This window comes from Akkermansia sp. KLE1798 (assembly GCF_001580195.1).
Lineage (GTDB): Bacteria > Verrucomicrobiota > Verrucomicrobiia > Verrucomicrobiales > Akkermansiaceae > Akkermansia > Akkermansia biwaensis.
This window is the reverse complement of record NZ_KQ971099.1, coordinates 44,844-63,132: the sequence shown is the minus strand read 5'-3', so window position 1 is coordinate 63,132 and position 18,289 is coordinate 44,844. Positions and strand designations below refer to the sequence as shown.

Sequence of the window (18,289 nt, the reverse complement as noted above, 5' to 3'; positions counted from 1 at the left end):
TTCAGACCAGCGCCTCCAGTTTCAGGATTTCATCACGGTTGCCGTAGTCCCGCGCGCGGCATGCCGCCGCCAGGCTTTCCAGGCGGGCGGGATCATGCAGCAGGGAGAACAGGGCCTGCGCGGCACCCTCTTCATCGTTCGGGACAATGACTCCGTCCACGCCGTCCTCCAGATGGCCGGAAGCCGTGGGAAAACGCGTGATGGCTACGGGACGCCCCAGAATCTGCGCCTCCCTCACCGCCACGGCCTTCCCTTCATAGCGGGACGGCTGCACATACAGGCCGCAGGCGGCCATATAAGGATAGGGGTTGGCCTTTTTTCCCAGGATAACGACGTGTTCCTCCATCCCATGCGCGGCAATCTCCCGCCGCAGGGAGGCCTCGTCCCCGTAGCCTGCCAGATACCACCGCAGGCCTTTCATCCCCATCTCCACCAGGCGGGCGGCTATCCTGACGGCGCGGTCCATGCCCTTGGCATGGGAAAACCTTCCCACCGTGCACAGGCACGGGGAGCCTTCCATCACGGCGGAAACGTCTTCCAGCGCAGCCTGTTCCCGCACCCCCCGTGGGGAAACGATGTTCTCCATCAGCAGCAGCCTGTCTTCCAGCTCCGGAAACCGGGACAGAAAACCCTTCCCCGCCTCCGGGGAAATGGAGACGATGCGGTCGTAACTGCTCCATACCGGGAGTTCGCATTCCGCATTGATGCCGATGGAGGAATAGTCCGTATGAATCCAGGCAACTTTCCTGCGGGCCAGCACCTTGTCCCTGACGATGCGGTGGGGCGTCAGGAAACTGACCGCCAAATCGTACATTCCCAGCTTTTTCAGGGAAGGCAGGAAAGGGGCCGCAGCCGCGGCGGCGTCATCGAACACGGCATAATTTTCCAGCCCGTTCAGCCTTTTTCCAAACCGCGCGGACCGCCATTTGGCCCACAGCCGGGCGCAGAAAATTCCCAGCCTGCCTTCCGCCAGAATATCCTTCAGGGGCCGGGACAGCGCCCGGTAGGCCGGGAGCTCCGGCAGCAGGTTCACTTTTTCCGGAATCAGCGGCATCAAATCCCCGGAATGCCTGTAAACGAACAGGTCAACCCGGAAACGGGAGGTGTCCAGCGCCTCCAGCAACCCCAGCAGGGCACGCTCCGCGCCCCCCAGTTCCATGTATTGAATAGCTATGAAAATACGCTTCATCTGCATGCCAGCCTGCGCACGTGAATCAACAGTCCCCGGAAGGGCGCCGTCCTGAACAGGACGGCTGTGCAGAGCCCTAGGGGAACGACGACGGAAATGGCCCCCCACAGGAACAGGTCGGCCAGCGGGGAGGCAAACCAGGACCGGGAACAGAGGGGATAGGTGAGGGCGTAGCCCGCCGCCGCAAGCAGCACGTATTGCCCGTACGCCAGGAAGTATTTCCTCAAGGGCTGGTGGAACACATGCCTGTACACCAGCCGCGGGAACTGCCAGACGCCGATGGAAAGAAGGCTGAGCGTGGCCGCCAGCAGAACGCCCGCTATCCCCCACCACTGCACCAGTGTCACGGCCAGGACGACGTTGATCACCCCCTGGAGAAGCGGGGAATAGCGGTCCTGGTGGAAGATGCCCGCCTTGGTCTTGAACACCATGGCGGAGCGGCGCATGCCCACCACGAAGAAATTCAGGATAATCACGAAGGAAACGGCCCCAGGCAGAATGTACCCGTCCCCCAGCCACCAGCCGATGAAGGGATTCAGCGTGTTCAGCAGGACGACGGAAGCCACGCCGGACACCAGGAAGTTGATCAGGAAAACCCTTTTGAAGATTTCATACACGTGCGCCCTGTCCTCGCTGGCGATCAGGTTGCCCACGCTTTCCGCCATGCTGTTGATCACCTGCATGATGAAGGTGGAAATCGTCCCGACCACGAGCATGTAGTTGGAATAAAAGCCCACCGCCGCCAGCCCCACGAAGCTGGAAATGACGATGTTGCTGGTGGAATGCATGAAGTAGCCCCCCACGCTGTGCAGGAAAAGCGCCTTGACGTTGACGACGATCTGGCTCTTCGTCACGGCGTCCACCGCATGGGCCATGCGGCTTTTCACATAGGGGTAAAGCGCGTCCACCTTCCGCACCATGGCCACATTGAATCCCGCCAGAAACAGGGATTCCACCACCAGGTACAGGATGTAGTTGCCCGTATAGTACAGGATGCCCAGCTTGGACAGGTTCAGGCCCACCTGGTAAACAAAATTGATGGTCCCCAGCCGGTAGTTTTTCTGGTCCGCGTTGATCAGGGAATTCTTGTACGCCGTCAGGTACGGCAGGATGGAATTGAAGACGAAGATGAAGTAAACCAGCGTCAGGTAGTCCAGATGGTCCCCGTTCCTGATGAAGCACCCCAGGAAGGGGTACAGGCACAGGCACAGGAAGAACACGGCCGCCGCAATGAGGCGGTACACCTTGCGGTAGAATTGAAGCAGGGCGAGAATACGGGGCTGGTCGTTTTCAGCCAGAGGCTTGTAAAGATGGAACACCACACTGGTTCCAAAGCCGGATTCCAGCAGGGTGACCGCCGCCAGGATGTTGGTCAGCAGCCCGTTGAGGCCCAGGTATTCCACGCCGATTTCATTGACGAAAAGCTTGCGCGTCACGAATCCCAGCAGGGTCATCGTGACCATCAGGCTGACGGTTACCAGAAAGTTTTTGCCGGAATTCAGCGTTCTCATCCTTCCCCTTCCTCCCTGTTGAGTTCCACGCTCAGGCGCAGAGCCATTCCCTGGGCGAAGGGCATGAGGCCCCAGACGTCCGAATACATGCCGATTCCCTTGGTATCCCCCTGGCACATGTCCAGCGCTCCGCCGCGGCGCGTCACCCCCATCAGGGTCTTTTCCGCCCCAAAGGCGGCATCCAGAAAACAGGACTCCCCGGAAATATGGTAGGCTGTCAGCATCAGCAGGCCCATCAGGGCGGTTCCGGAAGATTCAAAGACGGATTCCGGCCTGGCGACCATCCACCCGAATCCGCCGTTCCGCTTGCGGAGGGGCAGAAGTTCGCGGGACAGGGACAAAATGCGCTTCGCCATCCCGGCCGCCTCCGGGCGTCCGTGGGCTTCCATCAGGCGGTACAGTTCGCACAACCCCAGCGCATACCAGCCGATGCCGCGCGACCAGTCGTACAGCCCCAGGGGATAGCCGCGGTCCATCTCAAACCCGTGGGCCGGAAAAGAGGACCCGGCCAGAAGGGCCGCATCGTATTCCTCCACCTGCCTTGCCGCAAGGTTCCAGTCTTCCTCCCGCCCCGTGCGCGCCGCGCAGGCCGCCGCCAATGGGCAGGCCAGGCCGATGGTGTCCACGTAGCGGACGGCGGACTGCCCGCGCCTGTAAGCCAGCGTACCCGCCTCCGTCTTCAGGGATTCCAGAAAAGCCAAGGATTTTTCCACCAGCCGCTCCTCCACGCCGCATCCGGCTTCCAGCACGGCATAATCCAGCAGCATCCTGTCCACTTCCCATGTCCCGGGATTTTCCCGCTCCAGATAGTTCACGACCAGTTCATGCCTGCCGAGGACGCCCCGCAGTTTTTCCCTCAAATTCCCGTCATTCCGGTCTCCGGCATAGGCATTCAGGCCCAGGGACAGCCCGGCAAGCTGCCAGCCCTGAATGGCGGCGTCCGCATACGCTCCCCGCAGCATGTCCCAGAGGACAAGCCTTCCCTGGTCCTTCTTGGGGACCGGGGGCATGCGCTTCATCCATGCCGCGGCCTTCCGGGCCAAGGCATCCTGCCATGCGCGGCGGTCCCGCCAGCGGCCGATGCGGATACGGCCCGTCCAGGTTCCCAGGAAACGCCACGCGTCCACACAGGCCGCCGCTGCCGCAACAACCGCCGCTACGGAAAGAATGGAAACATAAAGAGTCATGACCGTTTCACCAGGGATTCAAATTCTTTCCGGCAGCCGCGCAGCCGTTCCAGATACGCGGGAAGCACTTTCCCGTATGCCTCCTTGATTTCCTTTTCCCTTTCCATCATCCGGACAAAGGCGTTCCGCAACTCATCCGGGCCGTCCAGCGACTGCACCGGAACCACGTGCCCTTCCTCCGTTCCGAACAGGTCGCGGGCAATCCCGCGCGCCTTGACGGAATACCCCGCCACCAGCGCGGGAACGCCCGTGGAATAAGCGGCGATGGACGCATGCGTACGGGCGGCCACCAGGAACCGGCACCTGGAAATATACCCCTTCAAATCCCCGCAGGGGGCGTCTTCAATCATGACCACCCTGCCCGTATGGCGGAAACGCCCGTGCAGTTCCGCCAGAGGCCTGCGGTCGTCATTTCCGGCCCACACCACATGGGGAATCAGCGCCACGTTCATTTCCGTATTTTCCAGCAGCCATTCGACAAGCCGGGAATAATTTTCCATCACGGCTCCGGGCCTCCCCTCGTGCCCGATGACCATGGGGCTGACATTGATTCCGGCCATGTTCCCCTCCTTCCAGCCCTCCGGAACTTCCACCTCGTTGGCCGGCAGGGCAAACGCCGGGTCCGGATACAGAACCACGCGGGAAAGGCCGCATTCCCGCAGGGCGTCGTACGTGAGGGACTCCCGCGCCACAATCAGGTCAAACGCCCCGAGGTCCTCCAGCATCCTGCCCTCCATGTCCTCCCTTTCCAGGGAACAGCCCCACAGAACCACGGGAACGCCGGCCTTCCGGAGCAATTCGTTCTGGAGGTAGATATGGACGGGTTCCCCGTAGCAGTAATTGTCCCCTCCGCCGCACAGGGCCAGGTCCGCATCCCCAGCCTCCTTCACAATGCCGCCGAAGGCAATCCGGTCAAACGCGTCCTTCACCCCCAGTACGTGCAGCCGCATCCACGCCGCAGCCCAGGCTGGGGAAAGCCTCCGGATGGGGCGCCGTTCCGGCAGAACGCGCACCAGGCGGTCCAGGCCGTACCGGACGTCCTGCCCGCAGGCGGAGGAAACAAGGCTGCCCTTTTCAGGACGCAGCAGCAGCATGGTGGACCTGACAATCGCCTCGCACCCGTGATTGCCGCTGCCGCCGTGAGGATATAGAAGAATTTTACGCATGGCCGTCTGATGATTTTTTCCCGGCGTACGCCCCTTCCAGGAGCAGGAACAGGCAGAAGGGGAGACGAAGAAAGAGGCAGACTTTCATCCATTCCGGACAGGGAAATGCGCCGGGATGGGCGCGCAGCAACGCGTTTTCCGGAACTTTCAGAATACTGCGGACGGCCTTGAAGCGGTCCTTCACGCCGCGGCACTCCTTGAAACGGTAAATTTCAAACAGGGAATCATACACCATTCCCCACCACCGGGACGCCAGGTAATTCTCCACGAGGCCGCCCTGAAGCCCCTGGTCGCGGAAATATTGCCGGACCATCCTGAACTGCCCGGCAATCCATTCAAATTTTTCCGGAACGAACCGTGTGGACAGAGTGCCCTTTTCCGCCCTGCGGTAGAAATAAACAGCCTTGTCCACCGTCCTCAGCCGCCTGATGTGCTTCAGGTAGGCCATGTTGAATTCCAGGTCCTCCCCGTAGGAGACGCCTTCCGGAAAGCGGATGGAATACCTGTCCACCAGCTCCCTGCGGTACAGCTTGGCAACGGGCCCGAAAAGCAGGAAGGTACGGAACAGGCGCACCCACTCCTCCTCCCTTCCGGGGACGGCCTCCAGTTCCACCGGCACGGGCACCGTAAGCACGTCCTTTCCGCCGGCACGCACGGAACGCAGCCCGGCGACGGCCAGATCGCATTCCCCGTCTTCCACGGCGGCGGCCAGAGTCCGCAGGCACGCGGGCTCCACCCGGTCATCCCCGTCAACAAAGCACAGCCACGAGCCCTCCGTTTCTTCAATGCCGCGGTTCCTCGCCGCGGATACGCCCCTGTTCCTCCCCATGTGAACCGCATGGATCCTCTCATGCCGGGTGGCCAGGGCATCGCACAGGATGCCGCTCCCGTCCGTGGAACCGTCATCCACCAGGCAGACGTCAAAATCCGTCAGGGTCTGCCGAAGGACGGAATCCACACATTCTTCCAGAAAATGCCCGGCATTGAAAACAGGAATGATAACGGAGACAAAAGACATGCGATTCAATGGGTTGTTTCAAAAAGCCCTTCCAGGGCACTCATCCGTCCGTCCAGATCAAAACGGCTGCCTCCGCGGAGAGCCCGTTTGCCATACTCCCGGCGGTCGGCCCTTCCCGTCAGGATATCTTCCAGAGCGCGGAGCAGGTCCTGCGTATTATTGCCGGCAACCAGCCCGAATTCCCCGTCCCCCAATTGCTCCCGGACGCCGGAACACAGGGTGGAAACCACGGGAATACCGAGAACCAGGCTTTCCGAAATGACGGTGGAATGCCCCTCGCTGCGGGAAGAACATACCATCCAGTCCGCCGCCCGCATATAGGGATACGGATTTTCCCGATGGCCCAGGAATGTGATCCTGTCCTGCAAGCCCCACTCCCCGGCCAGGGCCTTCAGCTTCCGGCCCTCCGGCCCTTCTCCCAGAATCCAGAGATGGAAGGAGAACCCCGCCTGCGCCAGATGGCGGCACGCTTCCGCCAGACGGTCGAATCCCTTCTGGCGGACAAGACGGCCGGAGGCACAGAAAAGCATCTTCCCCTCCGGACGCTGCGGCACGAATTCCGCGGATTTTTCCCTGATGGCCTGCGCATCGATCGGATTGTAAAGAACCCTGGCATCGCGCAGGGGACCGGCCAGGGCCACCACGGATTCCCGAACATCACGGGAAACGGAAACCACCGTATCAAACCGCCGGTAGGCCCGTTTTTCCTCTTCCGCATTCCTGTAGGCCGGCAGCGTCCAGTGGTTGGCGGCGAGGTCGATATGCACCCATGCCAGCTTCCGGCTGTCCGGATTGGGGGAGCCGCTGGCAATCCTGGTGGCGTAACCTTCAATGAAGGCCGCCTCCACATCATAGGTTCCGCGGACAAACATGCGGTAAAAGACCGACGGAGGGCAATGCCTGTAAACCAGCAGCTTCAGCTTGTTCCCCGCCTTGACTTTCAGGCGCGTCCAAAACCCGTCCCCCTTCCGCAGGGAATCAAGCAGAAAGCGGAAGGCAATGTTCCGGGGATAACCGGGCGGCACGTCCTCCTTTTTCAGGCAATAGACGGAAATATCCCACCCGCGCCCTTCCCAGCGGTTCAGCAGGGTTTGCAGGACTTTTTCCGCGCCACCGCCCGTCAGGCTGTTGACGAAAAACACGATTCTTTTTTTCATCTCTCCACCCCTTCCAGCAGACGTTCCACCTCCCGGACGGCGCCCGCGTAGGCCACCTGCCGGCCTCCCAAAGCCGCCTTTTCCCGCCATTCCGCACACGATTCCCTGCCGGACACGAAGTCTTCCAGCGCACGGGCCAGCGCCTCGTCGTCATTATCCACCATGCGGCCAAACCTGCCCATTCCCAGTTGTTCCTCGATGCCGGAGCATTCCACCGCCAGAACGGGTACGCCCAGAATGAGGGCTTCCGTCACGACGGTACTCATTCCCTCGCTGCGGGAACTGCACACGAACAGGTCCGCCCCCGCCATCCACGGGTAGGGATTTTCCATAAAACCGGGCATCAGCAGGGATTCCGAAACTCCCAGCCCGGCAGCCAGCCGTTCCAGACCGCTTCTGAGACTTCCTTCTCCAAGAAGAACCAATTCCGCTGCCCGGCCCCGCTCCTTCAGCCGGGCAAGAGCGCGGACAAGCCTGTCAAATCCCTTCTGTTCCTCCAGCCGCCCGGCGGAAACAATCCTGAAACACTTTTTTCCAGGCACTTCCGCCACGGCGGCGGCTTTGGCCAGCACCTCGTCCCGGTCCACCGGATTGTGCAGGACGACGGAGCCGGGATGCGTTCCGAAACGCCTTTCAAAAGCCTCCTTCACCGTCCGCGACACATGCGCCACCGCGTAAAAACGGCCATAAGCCCTTTTTTCCTCGTCCAGCGACCGGAATACCACCCCTTGTGTCCAGGGCCTGGCTTCCAGGTCCACATGCACCCAGGCTATTTTCCTGGTCTTCCCGGCCTTTCCGCGCTTTCCCGCAGGCGCGGCCGCCAGCAGGCGGGTAGGCAGGCCTTCCGTAAAGGCCGCCTCCACATCGTAATCCCCGGCAATGAACCATTTGTAAATCCACCCGGCGGGCAAAAAACGGTACACCAGCGCGTACTTCAACCGGTAAAGCCAGCCCCGGCCGCCCACGATGAAGCGGTAGCGGGCGTGCTTCCGCACTTCATCCCGGTACTGTCCGCAGTCCACGACGGCGCACACCGTGACGTCGAATTTGTCCCGGTCCAATCCGCGCACCAGGCCGGAAAGGACTTTTTCAGCCCCTCCCCCCGCGAGGGATTCCACCAGAAACAAAACGTTGAGACGCGAACCGGACATGAGGATGGTTTTCAGGCAGGGTCATTTTCCCGGACACGGGGAGGAAGTGTCAAAACTCCTGTACATGGCATATTTCCGGGAGGGACGGGAACGGTTCTCCACATCGCACAGGACGATGCCCATGCGCTTCAATTCCCCGCTCTTCCACGTCTTTTGCAGGGAGGACAGGTCGCGCTTCTTCACGCATCCGGCCCGCATGACGTACAGCGTGGCGTCCGCCAGCCTGGCGGCGATGCGCGCATCCGCCAGGGAGGCGTAGGGAACGCAGTCCATGAAGATGAAGTCGTAGTGCTCCTTCAATTCCTTCATCAGCTCCCGGACACGGTCATGCAGCAGAAGCCGGGACGGATGGTCCGGCAGGGTTCCGGCAAAGAGATAGTCCAAATGATCGGAAACGGAGGATTTCTCCAGCAGGGAGCGCCATCCGCCTTCCCCGACGCGGTCCAGGTCCCCTGTTCCGGGCTTCCCTTCCCCTCCCAGCAGGGAGCTGAGCGTTCCCTTCCTCAGGTCCATGTCCATCAGGAGGACCTTCTTTCCGGCCACGGCAAGGGACAGGGCCAGATTGACGGCCAGATAGGTCTTCCCCTCTCCGGGGCATGAAGACGTCAGCAGAATGCTGAAACCGCCGGGGCCGTTTTCATCCGCCAGGGAGACCAGGCGTTCGGCAAGAAGAGGGAAGCTTTCCGACAATTCCGAAGGCTCTTCCAGATTCACCACGATTTCCTGGTTTTTCAGCTTCCTGGGCTTGCGTGGGAGCACTCCGTAAACAGGAATGTCCGTCAGGGATTCTATTTCCTCCCTGCGCTTCACGCGGGAATCCATCATGGCGGCAATCACGCATCCCAGAACGGGAACGGCCAGCCCCACGAGGAAACCCACCAGCAGAATCTTGGGCACGTTGGGGGCCAGGGGGCCGTCCCCTCCGCGCACGGCGTCCACAATTCTGGCATTGTCCTCCGTGGCCGCCAGGGCCAGGGAATTTTCCTCCCGCTTGTTGAGCAGGAAAATGTACAGGGATTCCCGCACGCGCTGTTCCCGGGCAATCTGGTTGACGGCGCGCTCCTTCCCGGAAACGGCCCGGATATGCGCCCGGGTTCCTTCATGCTGTTCCTCCACATTTTTCTTTTTGACCAGCAATGAGGTGTAATAGTTATTCACAGAGCGTTTCAGGGCATCCTTGAGGGAAGCCAGATTCGCCTCCAGTTCGCGGACAATCGGGTTGTTGTCGCCGGCATTCACTTTCAGGCTCGTCTTCTTCAGCAGGGTATCGTTAAAAACGCCGATCTGGTCGCGGATGCCCATGTCCGCGATCTTTGAGTTGATAGGCACCAGCCGGGAATCGAATTCGGCTTCCTTTTCCAGATATTCCTTCAGGTACTCGATGGACTTGATTTCAAGAGTCAGTTCCCGCAGGTCCTTCTTGTCGTTGAGGCTGTTTTCATACTCTTCCGTCAGGGCGGTGGACAAGTCTGTCAGGATATTGCTCTCCTTCTTCAAATTCTCTATGGCCAGATCATTTTCCCCCATTTCCTCATTGATCACGCCCAGACGTTCTTCAATGAACTTGTCCGTGTTCATTCCCCTCTTCTTCTTTTCATCCAGGGATGCTTCATTGTAAAACCGGACAAGGTTGTGGAGAACGTTTTCCGCCTTCACCGGATTGTTGCAGCGCACGGAAATGTTGATCAGGTTGGTCTTTCCGCTGGCCTTGTTGACGGTCAGGCCTCCGATCAAAGCAATGGCGGCATTTTTGATAAAGGTCTTCCTGACAATGACGGGAGCGTCCAGGCTCCGCGAGTCAAACCGGGGCGTCTTCTCCACCGTGAACGTATGGGAACAGAATTCAATTTCCCGGCCGAAGACGCCCGTTTCCCGTTCGGGGCGGGAGTCGTTCACACCGCTTTCCAGACGGAATTCCGTATCGGAAACCGGAATCACCCGGAATCCGGCTTCCGCGGGATTCCCCCGTTCGCTGAAATGGACGGCAATGGGGGAGCGGTCGTAGATTTCCTCTTTCCGGAATCCGGATTTTTTCCAGTAGGTGACGTCCAGTTTCAGCTTCCTGACCACTTCCTCCATCAGGGAATAGGAGGAAAGGAGGAATATTTCATTGTCCAGGTTGGTGGAAGCCGTGTTGACAATCCCGTTGGAGGTGGCCAGCACCGTCGTGGCTACGGATTCCTTGGGGTAGTCATTCTTGATGAGCACGGTCGTCGCCTTTCCATAGACGAAGGGAAGCCGCGCCGCATACAAATAGGCCAGCGGAAGGCAGATACACAGGGAAAGCAGGCACCAGTACCAGTTCCGGATAATGCGGGCCAGAAGTGCCCTGGGACTGGGAAAAAGGGAGACGGACGCACCGCCTTCCGTCTCCAGGGAGTCCGGCTTGGGGGAGGAAGATTTCATCTGATTAAATGCAGAAGGCAAGGATTACCATGGCAATGGAGGTGCCGGAGATCAGGTAGGGATAAATCTGGAGCTGTTCGCTCCGGGTGTTTATCTTTCTGTCAGAGGGCGTCACATAAATCACATCATTCTGCTGGATGTAATAGTAGGGGGAGTGGAACAGGTCGCTGTTCCGCAGGTCCACCTTGGAGGCGATGCGCTGCCCGTGGTCCTCCCGGATGATGTAAATGTCCCGGTTGCCGTCCATGTTCAGGTCGCCGGCCTTGCTCAGGGCCTCCAGCAGCGTCAGCCGTTCCCCCTTGATTTCATAATTCCCAGGTTTGGAGACTTCCCCAAGAACGGAAAACTTGAAATTCATCAGGCGCACGCTCACCGCGGGGTCCTTGATATAGCCTTCCTTGATGATCAGCCCTTCAATGTCGCCGGCAAGCTGGGTGCACGTCTTGCCGACCGCCCTGATTCTTCCCAGAACGGGAAAGACGATGTCTCCGTCCGTATTCACAAAGTAGCCGCGTTCGTCATCCCTGGGGCTGGATACGCTGCCGCTGTCCTTGTTGAACATCTGCGCGAGCGCGGGATTCTTGCTGCTGACGGAAATAAACAGCCTGTCGTCCTTCTTGATGATGATCTTGTATTCCTTGTTGATGGCCGAGGCCTGGTCCAGAACCAGGTTCTGGACGTAGTTGACTTCTTCGGGATGGACGCATGCGGAAAGCGCAAGCAGCAGGGAGGCTGCCGCCAGAAGGCGGTTCCATGGGGCGGGAGAGCGGAATAAATGGAGGTATTTCATTGGATGCAGGTATTTTATTGAATTGTAAAAAGTTACTGGAAAAGGGGGAAGGAGGTCTCAACGCTGTCATACAGCTGGTAGGGGGAGTTGTTGCTCTTGTATTCCGGAATCAATTGCTTCATCAGGCGGACCGTTTCTTCCAGATTGTTGGCTTCCGCCTGGAACACCAAGGAATCCATTCTCTGCTTCAAATTGGTCAGATCATATTTCTGAGTCTGGAAAATACGGATGCGCTGGTGGGCGGTTTCCCGGGTTCCTTCGTAACCTGTAAGCAATTCTTCGTAAAGTTTTTCACCCGGCCTCAAGCCGGTGATTTTAATGGGGATATCCTTCATGGGGGAAAGGCCGGAAAGGCGGATCATCTTTTTAGCCAAATCCATGATTTTTACCTGCTTCCCCATGTCAAACACGAATACGTCACCTCCGCCGCCCATGGCGTTTGCCTGTAAAATCAACCGGCACGCTTCGGGAATGGTCATGAAATAACGAATGATTTCAGGATGCGTCACCGTGACGGGCCCCCCTCTCTTGATCTGCTCCTTGAACAGGGGAATGACGGAACCGGCGCTTCCCAGCACGTTGCCGAAACGGGTGGTAATGAAGACGGTAGGCAATTCCTCTTCCTCCTTCAGCATGGCCTCGTTCAGGCTTTGGACAAATATTTCCGCGAGGCGTTTGGTAGCTCCCATCACGCTGGTGGGATTCACCGCCTTGTCCGTGGAAACCATGACAAAACGCTTGGCCTTGTATTTGACAGCCAGGGATGCGGCATGCATCGTTCCCTTGACGTTGTTGACCACGGCCGTACACGGGTTTTCCTCCATCAGGGGGACGTGCTTGTAGGCGGCCGCATGGAAGATCAGGTCCGGGCGGTACTGCCGCATGCAAATGTCCAGCTGCCGCCGGTGGGAAACGTTCGTAATGGATGTGGCAAGCGGTACACCGGGAAACGTTCTTTCTATTTCCTGCCGGATCAGCCAGAGCGGCGTTTCCGCGTGGTCCAGCAGGACGATTTTGCGGGGAGCAAAGCGGCATATCTGCCGGACCAGCTCACTGCCGATGGAACCCGCCGCTCCCGTTATCATCACCACCATGTCCTTGATGCCTTGGGAAATCAGCTCTTCATCAATTCCGATTTCCTGTCTCGACAATAAATCTTCAATTTGTACCTCCCCTACGGAAAAACCGGAGAATTCATGGAATGAAGACAGCATATCGTGGGAAACGAGCAGTTGGAACCCTTTTTCCAGGCAGATGTCCGCCAGTTTCTTCTTCCCTAGAAAATTCTCTTTTCCCACAAAGACGATCGTGGACGCCTGGAAAAACGCCATGGCTTCATCCACATCGAACTCCTGCTGCACAAAGCGCACGGGTATTCCATTGATTTTCCGCCTATCCGTCTTGGGCTCCGAACTCAACAGCCCCACCACCTCAAATTCGTCGTTTTTCAGGATTCTGAGCAGCTGGACCTTTTGAACGCAGGCATCCAGCTTGCCGGCCAGCACCACTCTCTTGCGCGAGGTTGCTTTCAGGGAGGAAACGGAGACATTGGATTTGGAGCTTTCCAGCCATTTCCTGCCGCCGATGCATGCGATGCGGTAGCCGACCAATCCCAGGCTGGTCATCAGAAAATTGAGGAGCAGGCAGGCAAAGTGCACCCGGTAATAGTCAGTCCAGACGGAAAAATAAGCCACGCAGGTAAGGAAGCAGGACAGGAAAATGGCGTACATCAGCTTCAACAGATCCCTCATGGTCGTAAAGCGGATCATGGTCTTGTAAACTCCGACACGCCAGAACACGAGGGCCGTAATCACCATATCAATGGCAGAAACATAGGGAAGGTTGGGCACCAGCCAGCTGCCCCTGTAAAGAAAACGGCAATAATCGCAGGCAATCAGCGTAATCAATGACGACAAAATCCAGTCCACCAGGAATACGGCTTTTGCATCCGCATTCAGCAGAAAATGCCGCACGTGGTAGAAAAAACGGGCGACAACATGGTAGTCCTTGTTGGTAGGAGCAGAGTTCATAAGTTGCAAATAATGTTGATGATCAGTTCCATATCCTCACTGGTCAGCGCGGTTCCAGAGGGAAGGCACAGCCCCTGCTCAAACAGGCGGTCCGACACGCCGGCGCCATAAAACGGGCAGGAACGGAACACGGGCTGCAAATGCATGGGCTTCCAGAGGGGGCGGCTTTCCACGCCCGCTTTCTGCAGGGCCAGCCGCAGCGTTTCCCGGTCAAAACGGGCTTCTTCCGGATTGACCAGTACGCAGGTCAGCCAATGGTTGGAACGGTAATGGGAGGACGGATTCTCCAGCAGGGACAGCCCCGGAATGCCGGAAAGCCGGTTCCGGTACTGCTCATGAATGCCGCGCCTCTTTTCCAGAAATGCGGGAAGGGAAAGCATCTGGCCGCGGCCTATGCCCGCGCACACGTTGCTGAGGCGGTAGTTGTAGCCGATGTGGGAATGTTCGTAATGCGGCGCCTGGTCCCGCGCCTGGGTGGCGTAAAACTTGACCCTGTTCCGGGATTCCTCGTCCGGGCAGCACAGGGCGCCCCCGCCGGAGGTGGTGATGATCTTGTTCCCGTTGAAAGAAAAAACGCCGTAAGTGCCGAACACGCCGCACTTTCTCCCCCGGTACTCGGAGCCCAGCGCTTCCGCGGCGTCCTCCAGCACGGGAATGCCGTATTTCCCGGCGACCGCCATGATTTCCTCCATGCTGGCCGGCATTCCGTAAAGGTCCACGGGAATGATGGCGCGGGGAGCGCGCCCGGTCTGCCGGATGCGGTCCCGGATGGCTTCCTCCAGAAATTCGGGAGACATGTTCCATGTCTTTTCCTCACTGTCCACAAACACGGGAGAAGCCCCCTGGTAAACAATGGGATTCGCGGACGCCGCAAACGTCATGGACTGGCAGAGCACTTCATCCCCGGGCCCTACGCCCAGCATCACCAGCCCCAGATGCAGGGCGGAGGTTCCGGAGGCCAGGGCCACGACATGCCGCTCGCCCAGGTATTCTTCAAGCTCCCGTTCAAAAGCGTCCACGTTCGGCCCTACCGTCGTAACCCATTTGGACTCAAAAGCTTCCCGCACAAACCGCTCTTCCGCCTCTCCCGTCTGCGCCAGGGACAGCCAGATCACGGACTTTTTCTCCGGAGCGGGACGCGCGGATTTTTTAAGCACGGCAGGGCACCCCACATAGGTTCCCTCTTCCAGCGCGTCCCTGACGAGCGTCGAGTTGGCGCCCAGCACCACATGATTTTCCACCCTCCGGCAGGGAAGCACAACGGAAGCGGCCCCCAGGAAATTGGAATCCCCCAGCATGACGCCCCCGGAAACCTTGCATCCGTTGGCCACCACGTTCCAATGGCCCAGGGCGACGTCATGCCCGATCAGGGAACCGCAGCTGAACAGGTTGAAATCCCCCATGTCCACATGGCAGCTGAAGACATGGCCGAAGCTGATGACATTGCCCTTCCCCATGGAAACACTGCCGCGGTCATAAAACTTCACGTCCGGCGCAACGATGTTCGGAAAATCCAGCAGGGCGTTGTCCAGCCGTCCGGAAATGCGCTTGAGCGCATCCGGGGAGGCGATCGCAAGCACGACGGACAAAGGCTCCTTCCATGCGTTCAGGTCTTCAACGGTGCCCAGCACCCGGCCGTATTCGTTTTCCGTGCCCGCCGGCACCTTGTCGTCAAAGAAGCCTATCAAATTCCATGCGGACGACGCTTCATTGATCGCCCGGAGACAGCAGGCCGTCTCCCTGCCGAATCCTCCGGCGCCTACAATAGCTATGTTCTTTTTCATTTTCCGGAACCCGTGAATTTTTCCATGGTGGCGCATCCTGCCGCGCTGATGCCCTGCCGCCGGACCACTTTGGCCAGCGTTAAAAAGATAATGCGCATATCCAGCGGGAAACTCAAATGGTCCACATACCAGACATCCAGCTCAAACTTGCGTTCCCAGCCGATGGCATTGCGCCCGTTCACCTGGGCCCATCCCGTAATGCCGGGCCGCACGTCGTGGCGGCGCGCCTGCTCCGCCGTGTACAGGGGGAGGTATTCCGGCAGCAGAGGACGGGGGCCGATGAAGCTCATTTGCCCCGCCAGAACGTTGAACAACTGGGGCAATTCATCCAGAGACAGGGAACGCACCAGGGCCCCCGCGCGCGTCAGGCGCTGTTCGTCCGGAAGCAGTTCTCCGTGGGAATCACGGGCATCCGTCATGGTCTTGAATTTGACAATGCGGAACAGCCTGCCGCCACGCCCCGGACGGGTCTGGCGGAAAAACGGTGTCCCCCGGTTGGCCAGGGCCAGCAGCAGCGCCAGCAGCAGGAACGGAGCGGACAGCAGCACCAGGGCCGCCAGCGCGAGAGAAAAGTCCATAAGACGCTTGAGGCCATTCCCGTATGTCATGATATCCTCCCGTAAAAATTGAGCAGGGCATCCCATACCATCCGGCAGGAATATTTCCCCCTTACATTTTCCGCTGCTTTCGCGCCCATTTGCCGCCGCCGTTCCGGATCATCCCGGAGGGAGGCCATGGCCCGGCGCAGCGCCTCCCCGTCCCGTGCGGGCACCAGCAGGCCGTTCACGCCGTTTTCTATAATTTCATTGCACCCGCACACATCCGCGGCGATGGAAGGCAGCCCCATGGCCCCTGCCTGAAGAAGAGAGTTGGGAAATCCCTCCCTGTAGCTGGGCAGAACAAAAACGTCCGCGGCTTCCAGCCAGGGCCGGATGTCCTCCTGAAAGCCGGGCAGGAACACTCCGGGCATCTCCAAATCGTCCGCGACATAGCCTTCCAGGCCGCCCACCAGCGCCAGAAAGACCGGAGCTTTCCCTCGCTCCCGGTCCCCGCGCAATGCGGAAAACGCGGCAAGCAATTCCCGGATGCCCTTGTCTTCCGTGATTCTGCCGATAAAGACAAACAGGACGGCTCCTTCGGGAAGACCGAGACGCCCCCTTTCCCCCTCCCGGCGGCCGGACTGCCGGAAATGCTCCAGATCAACGCCGTTGATATTGCCGTAGGCCAGGACTTCCAGGGGCTTCCCCGTCACCTTTTCCGCAATCAGAAGCTGTCTGACTCCTTCCCCTTCCGGGATAACATGGGTGGCGAACAGGCAGGTCAGGCGGTCCATCTGCCTGAGCAGGAATTTAAACGCGCCTTTCCTGTAGGGGAAAATCAGCCCGGTGAACGTATGCACCCGCACGGGAACCCGGGCCAGGGCGGCGGCGGCCATGCTTAAAAGGCCTGCCTTGGGGGTCACGGAGTGCACGCCCCAGGGGCGTTCCCTGCGGAACAGGGCAAATAAACGCCACAGGCTCTTCACATCCTTCCACAGGGAAATCGTCCGCTCTATTTCAAGCTCCACGGTCTCCACGCCTTCGCGCCGGCGGATGCGCGCATGCTCCACACCGGGGGAGGCCACGGCCAGAACGTCGAAATGCCCGTTCAGGTACTTCAACTGTCCCCTGAGCAGCAGGTCCAGGGACATGGGAACCGCCGCAATCCTGATGAGCTTCTTTCTCATGCGTTGTAAATATTCATGTAGAAGGTAAACGCGTAAATCAGCGGGAAAAAGCAGGCCAGCTTCCTTTCCTGATCCGTCCAGAACCTGTGCTTGAAGAAGGGATAAATGAATACGAATCCCATCAGGAACCAGGAGAGCTGCGCGAACCTGTTGCTGAACGCCGCATACATGCAGAGAATCCAGAACGCATTCGCCGCGATGTAGATATTGAGCAGCCACGTATACATGACATCCCGGTACTCCTGCCTGAAGATGAAATAACAGCCCGTCACGATGGGAAGCGCGCTGTAAAGGAGGAAATCCCAGCGGAAACCCGTACTGCTGAAAAAGGGGCTGGCCGCCTTCACCTCCTCCGCGGAACTGATGTAGAGGGTCAGGCGCGGATCGTCAAACAGGCCGGAGGAGGCAATCATTTCCCCAATGGCCGGACCGGCCAGAATAACCGCCACAATGCAGGCCAGCCACGCCGCCACGTAATACCGCGTATCCGTCAGGAACCAGGCGCAGGCTCCGGCGCCGATGAGGAGCGCCATGGACTTGTGCAGGCTGACGGCAAGAAGGGAGAAAAGCACCAGGTACTTGAGGTTATCCCGGAAGGACAGGCCCAGAATCATCACGGAGGCGGCCATGCCGTTGCGGATTCCGTTGACTCCGTAAACCCAGAAGGTGAACATGGCGCAAGCCGTCAGAAAGGGGATGAACCATTTCCCCCCGAAAATCCTGTAGCTGGCCAACGCCAGAGCACCCACGTACACCGCAGAACAGGAAAGAAAATAGTCGTGGACATTCCCGTACTGCACCCAAGCATGCAGAATGACGGCAAACAGCCATTCCCCGCGCAGGGACGCCGCCTGGGCCATCCAGTTGCCGCTTTCCTCCGTCTGAAGCGTCTGGAACTCCGCGGCGTAATTGATGGTATCCCCGAATTCCGGGCTGACCGGACGTGCGCCCATGTACAGGATCAGGGCCATTACAAAGACAAATCCTGTGAAATTATTTATTTTTACCGTGGAACCCGAATAAATCACTCCGGTTCCCGACTGATATACAGCGACCGCCATTAATAAAAGAATGATCCAGTTAAACAGGGCAGTGTACAAAGAAACTGGAATAAACTCAAAACACATACACAAAATAAAGGCCCGTACCTAAATATTACCGGATTATCAGTCCG

At 58.9% G+C, this 18,289-nt stretch carries 14 protein-coding genes and 1 pseudogene; all 15 read right to left on the bottom strand.

What is annotated here, in order from left to right; all coding sequences use genetic code 11:
- Nucleotide 1 precedes the first annotated feature (1 nt).
- A complete protein-coding gene (locus tag HMPREF3039_RS12415) occupies nt 2–1,189 on the bottom strand; it encodes a glycosyltransferase (RefSeq protein ID WP_197457198.1) in 1,188 nt (395 codons plus the stop codon).
- Entirely contained in the window at nt 1,186–2,700 is a 1,515-nt protein-coding gene (locus tag HMPREF3039_RS12410) for a lipopolysaccharide biosynthesis protein (RefSeq protein ID WP_067572469.1), read from the bottom strand. The genes HMPREF3039_RS12415 and HMPREF3039_RS12410 overlap by 4 nt, the downstream gene beginning before the upstream one ends.
- The gene (locus tag HMPREF3039_RS12405; RefSeq protein ID WP_067572467.1) at nt 2,697–3,887 is read right to left on the bottom strand and encodes a glycoside hydrolase family 88 protein; all 1,191 of its coding nucleotides are present in this window, start codon (nt 3,885–3,887) and stop codon (nt 2,697–2,699) included. Before HMPREF3039_RS12405 ends, HMPREF3039_RS12410 begins: the two co-directional genes overlap by 4 nt.
- Nucleotides 3,884–5,053 carry a polysaccharide pyruvyl transferase family protein gene (locus tag HMPREF3039_RS12400; RefSeq protein WP_067572465.1) on the bottom strand — a complete coding sequence of 390 codons (1,170 nt, stop codon included), beginning with the start codon at nt 5,051–5,053 and terminating at the stop codon, nt 3,884–3,886. Before HMPREF3039_RS12400 ends, HMPREF3039_RS12405 begins: the two co-directional genes overlap by 4 nt.
- Complete coding sequence (locus tag HMPREF3039_RS12395) at nt 5,046–6,071, bottom strand: glycosyltransferase family 2 protein (RefSeq protein ID WP_067572463.1); 1,026 nt, start codon at nt 6,069–6,071, stop codon at nt 5,046–5,048. Before HMPREF3039_RS12395 ends, HMPREF3039_RS12400 begins: the two co-directional genes overlap by 8 nt.
- Before the next feature lie 5 nt (nt 6,072–6,076).
- Nucleotides 6,077–7,228: a glycosyltransferase gene (locus tag HMPREF3039_RS12390; protein WP_067572461.1), complete on the bottom strand. Its 1,152-nt coding sequence runs from the start codon at nt 7,226–7,228 to the stop codon at nt 6,077–6,079.
- The gene (locus HMPREF3039_RS12385; protein WP_067572460.1) at nt 7,225–8,379 is read right to left on the bottom strand and encodes a glycosyltransferase; all 1,155 of its coding nucleotides are present in this window, start codon (nt 8,377–8,379) and stop codon (nt 7,225–7,227) included. The genes HMPREF3039_RS12390 and HMPREF3039_RS12385 overlap by 4 nt, the downstream gene beginning before the upstream one ends.
- A 21-nt stretch (nt 8,380–8,400) precedes the next feature.
- Nucleotides 8,401–10,785 (bottom strand): GumC family protein, encoded by a 2,385-nt coding sequence (locus HMPREF3039_RS12380; protein ID WP_067572458.1) that lies wholly within the window; start codon nt 10,783–10,785, stop codon nt 8,401–8,403.
- Between the two features lie 4 nt (nt 10,786–10,789).
- The gene (locus HMPREF3039_RS12375; protein ID WP_067572456.1) at nt 10,790–11,575 is read right to left on the bottom strand and encodes a polysaccharide biosynthesis/export family protein; all 786 of its coding nucleotides are present in this window, start codon (nt 11,573–11,575) and stop codon (nt 10,790–10,792) included.
- 32 nt (nt 11,576–11,607) lie between these two features.
- Nucleotides 11,608–13,605, bottom strand: a complete 1,998-nt coding sequence (locus HMPREF3039_RS12370) for a UDP-N-acetylglucosamine 4,6-dehydratase family protein (RefSeq protein ID WP_067572454.1) — start codon at nt 13,603–13,605, stop codon at nt 11,608–11,610.
- A complete protein-coding gene (locus tag HMPREF3039_RS14620) occupies nt 13,602–14,720 on the bottom strand; it encodes an aminotransferase class I/II-fold pyridoxal phosphate-dependent enzyme (protein WP_067572616.1) in 1,119 nt (372 codons plus the stop codon). The genes HMPREF3039_RS12370 and HMPREF3039_RS14620 overlap by 4 nt, the downstream gene beginning before the upstream one ends.
- Nucleotides 14,721–15,155: 435 nt before the next feature.
- Nucleotides 15,156–15,389 (bottom strand): annotated as a pseudogene (locus HMPREF3039_RS14615) (serine acetyltransferase); the annotation flags it as partial.
- Nucleotides 15,386–15,967 carry a sugar transferase gene (locus tag HMPREF3039_RS12360; RefSeq protein WP_269447943.1) on the bottom strand — a complete coding sequence of 194 codons (582 nt, stop codon included), beginning with the start codon at nt 15,965–15,967 and terminating at the stop codon, nt 15,386–15,388. The gene HMPREF3039_RS12360 and the pseudogene HMPREF3039_RS14615, both read right to left, overlap by 4 nt.
- 26 nt (nt 15,968–15,993) lie before the next feature.
- The gene (locus HMPREF3039_RS12355; RefSeq protein ID WP_067572450.1) at nt 15,994–17,115 is read right to left on the bottom strand and encodes a glycosyltransferase family 4 protein; all 1,122 of its coding nucleotides are present in this window, start codon (nt 17,113–17,115) and stop codon (nt 15,994–15,996) included.
- Nucleotides 17,112–18,086, bottom strand: a complete 975-nt coding sequence (locus tag HMPREF3039_RS12350) for an EpsG family protein (protein WP_067952168.1) — start codon at nt 18,084–18,086, stop codon at nt 17,112–17,114. Before HMPREF3039_RS12350 ends, HMPREF3039_RS12355 begins: the two co-directional genes overlap by 4 nt.
- Between the last annotated feature and the right edge of the window lie 203 nt (nt 18,087–18,289).

Coding starts and splice junctions, on each gene's coding strand:
- HMPREF3039_RS12415 (WP_197457198.1), bottom strand. CDS start 1,189: ATGAAGCGTATTTTCATAGCTATTCAATACATGGAACTGGGGGGCGCG.
- HMPREF3039_RS12410 (WP_067572469.1), bottom strand. CDS start 2,700: ATGAGAACGCTGAATTCCGGCAAAAACTTTCTGGTAACCGTCAGCCTG.
- HMPREF3039_RS12405 (WP_067572467.1), bottom strand. CDS start 3,887: ATGACTCTTTATGTTTCCATTCTTTCCGTAGCGGCGGTTGTTGCGGCA.
- HMPREF3039_RS12400 (WP_067572465.1), bottom strand. CDS start 5,053: ATGCGTAAAATTCTTCTATATCCTCACGGCGGCAGCGGCAATCACGGG.
- HMPREF3039_RS12395 (WP_067572463.1), bottom strand. CDS start 6,071: ATGTCTTTTGTCTCCGTTATCATTCCTGTTTTCAATGCCGGGCATTTT.
- HMPREF3039_RS12390 (WP_067572461.1), bottom strand. CDS start 7,228: ATGAAAAAAAGAATCGTGTTTTTCGTCAACAGCCTGACGGGCGGTGGC.
- HMPREF3039_RS12385 (WP_067572460.1), bottom strand. CDS start 8,379: ATGTCCGGTTCGCGTCTCAACGTTTTGTTTCTGGTGGAATCCCTCGCG.
- HMPREF3039_RS12380 (WP_067572458.1), bottom strand. CDS start 10,785: ATGAAATCTTCCTCCCCCAAGCCGGACTCCCTGGAGACGGAAGGCGGT.
- HMPREF3039_RS12375 (WP_067572456.1), bottom strand. CDS start 11,575: ATGAAATACCTCCATTTATTCCGCTCTCCCGCCCCATGGAACCGCCTT.
- HMPREF3039_RS12370 (WP_067572454.1), bottom strand. CDS start 13,605: ATGAACTCTGCTCCTACCAACAAGGACTACCATGTTGTCGCCCGTTTT.
- HMPREF3039_RS12360 (WP_269447943.1), bottom strand. CDS start 15,967: ATGGACTTTTCTCTCGCGCTGGCGGCCCTGGTGCTGCTGTCCGCTCCG.
- HMPREF3039_RS12355 (WP_067572450.1), bottom strand. CDS start 17,115: ATGAGAAAGAAGCTCATCAGGATTGCGGCGGTTCCCATGTCCCTGGAC.
- HMPREF3039_RS12350 (WP_067952168.1), bottom strand. CDS start 18,086: ATGGCCCTGATCCTGTACATGGGCGCACGTCCGGTCAGCCCGGAATTC.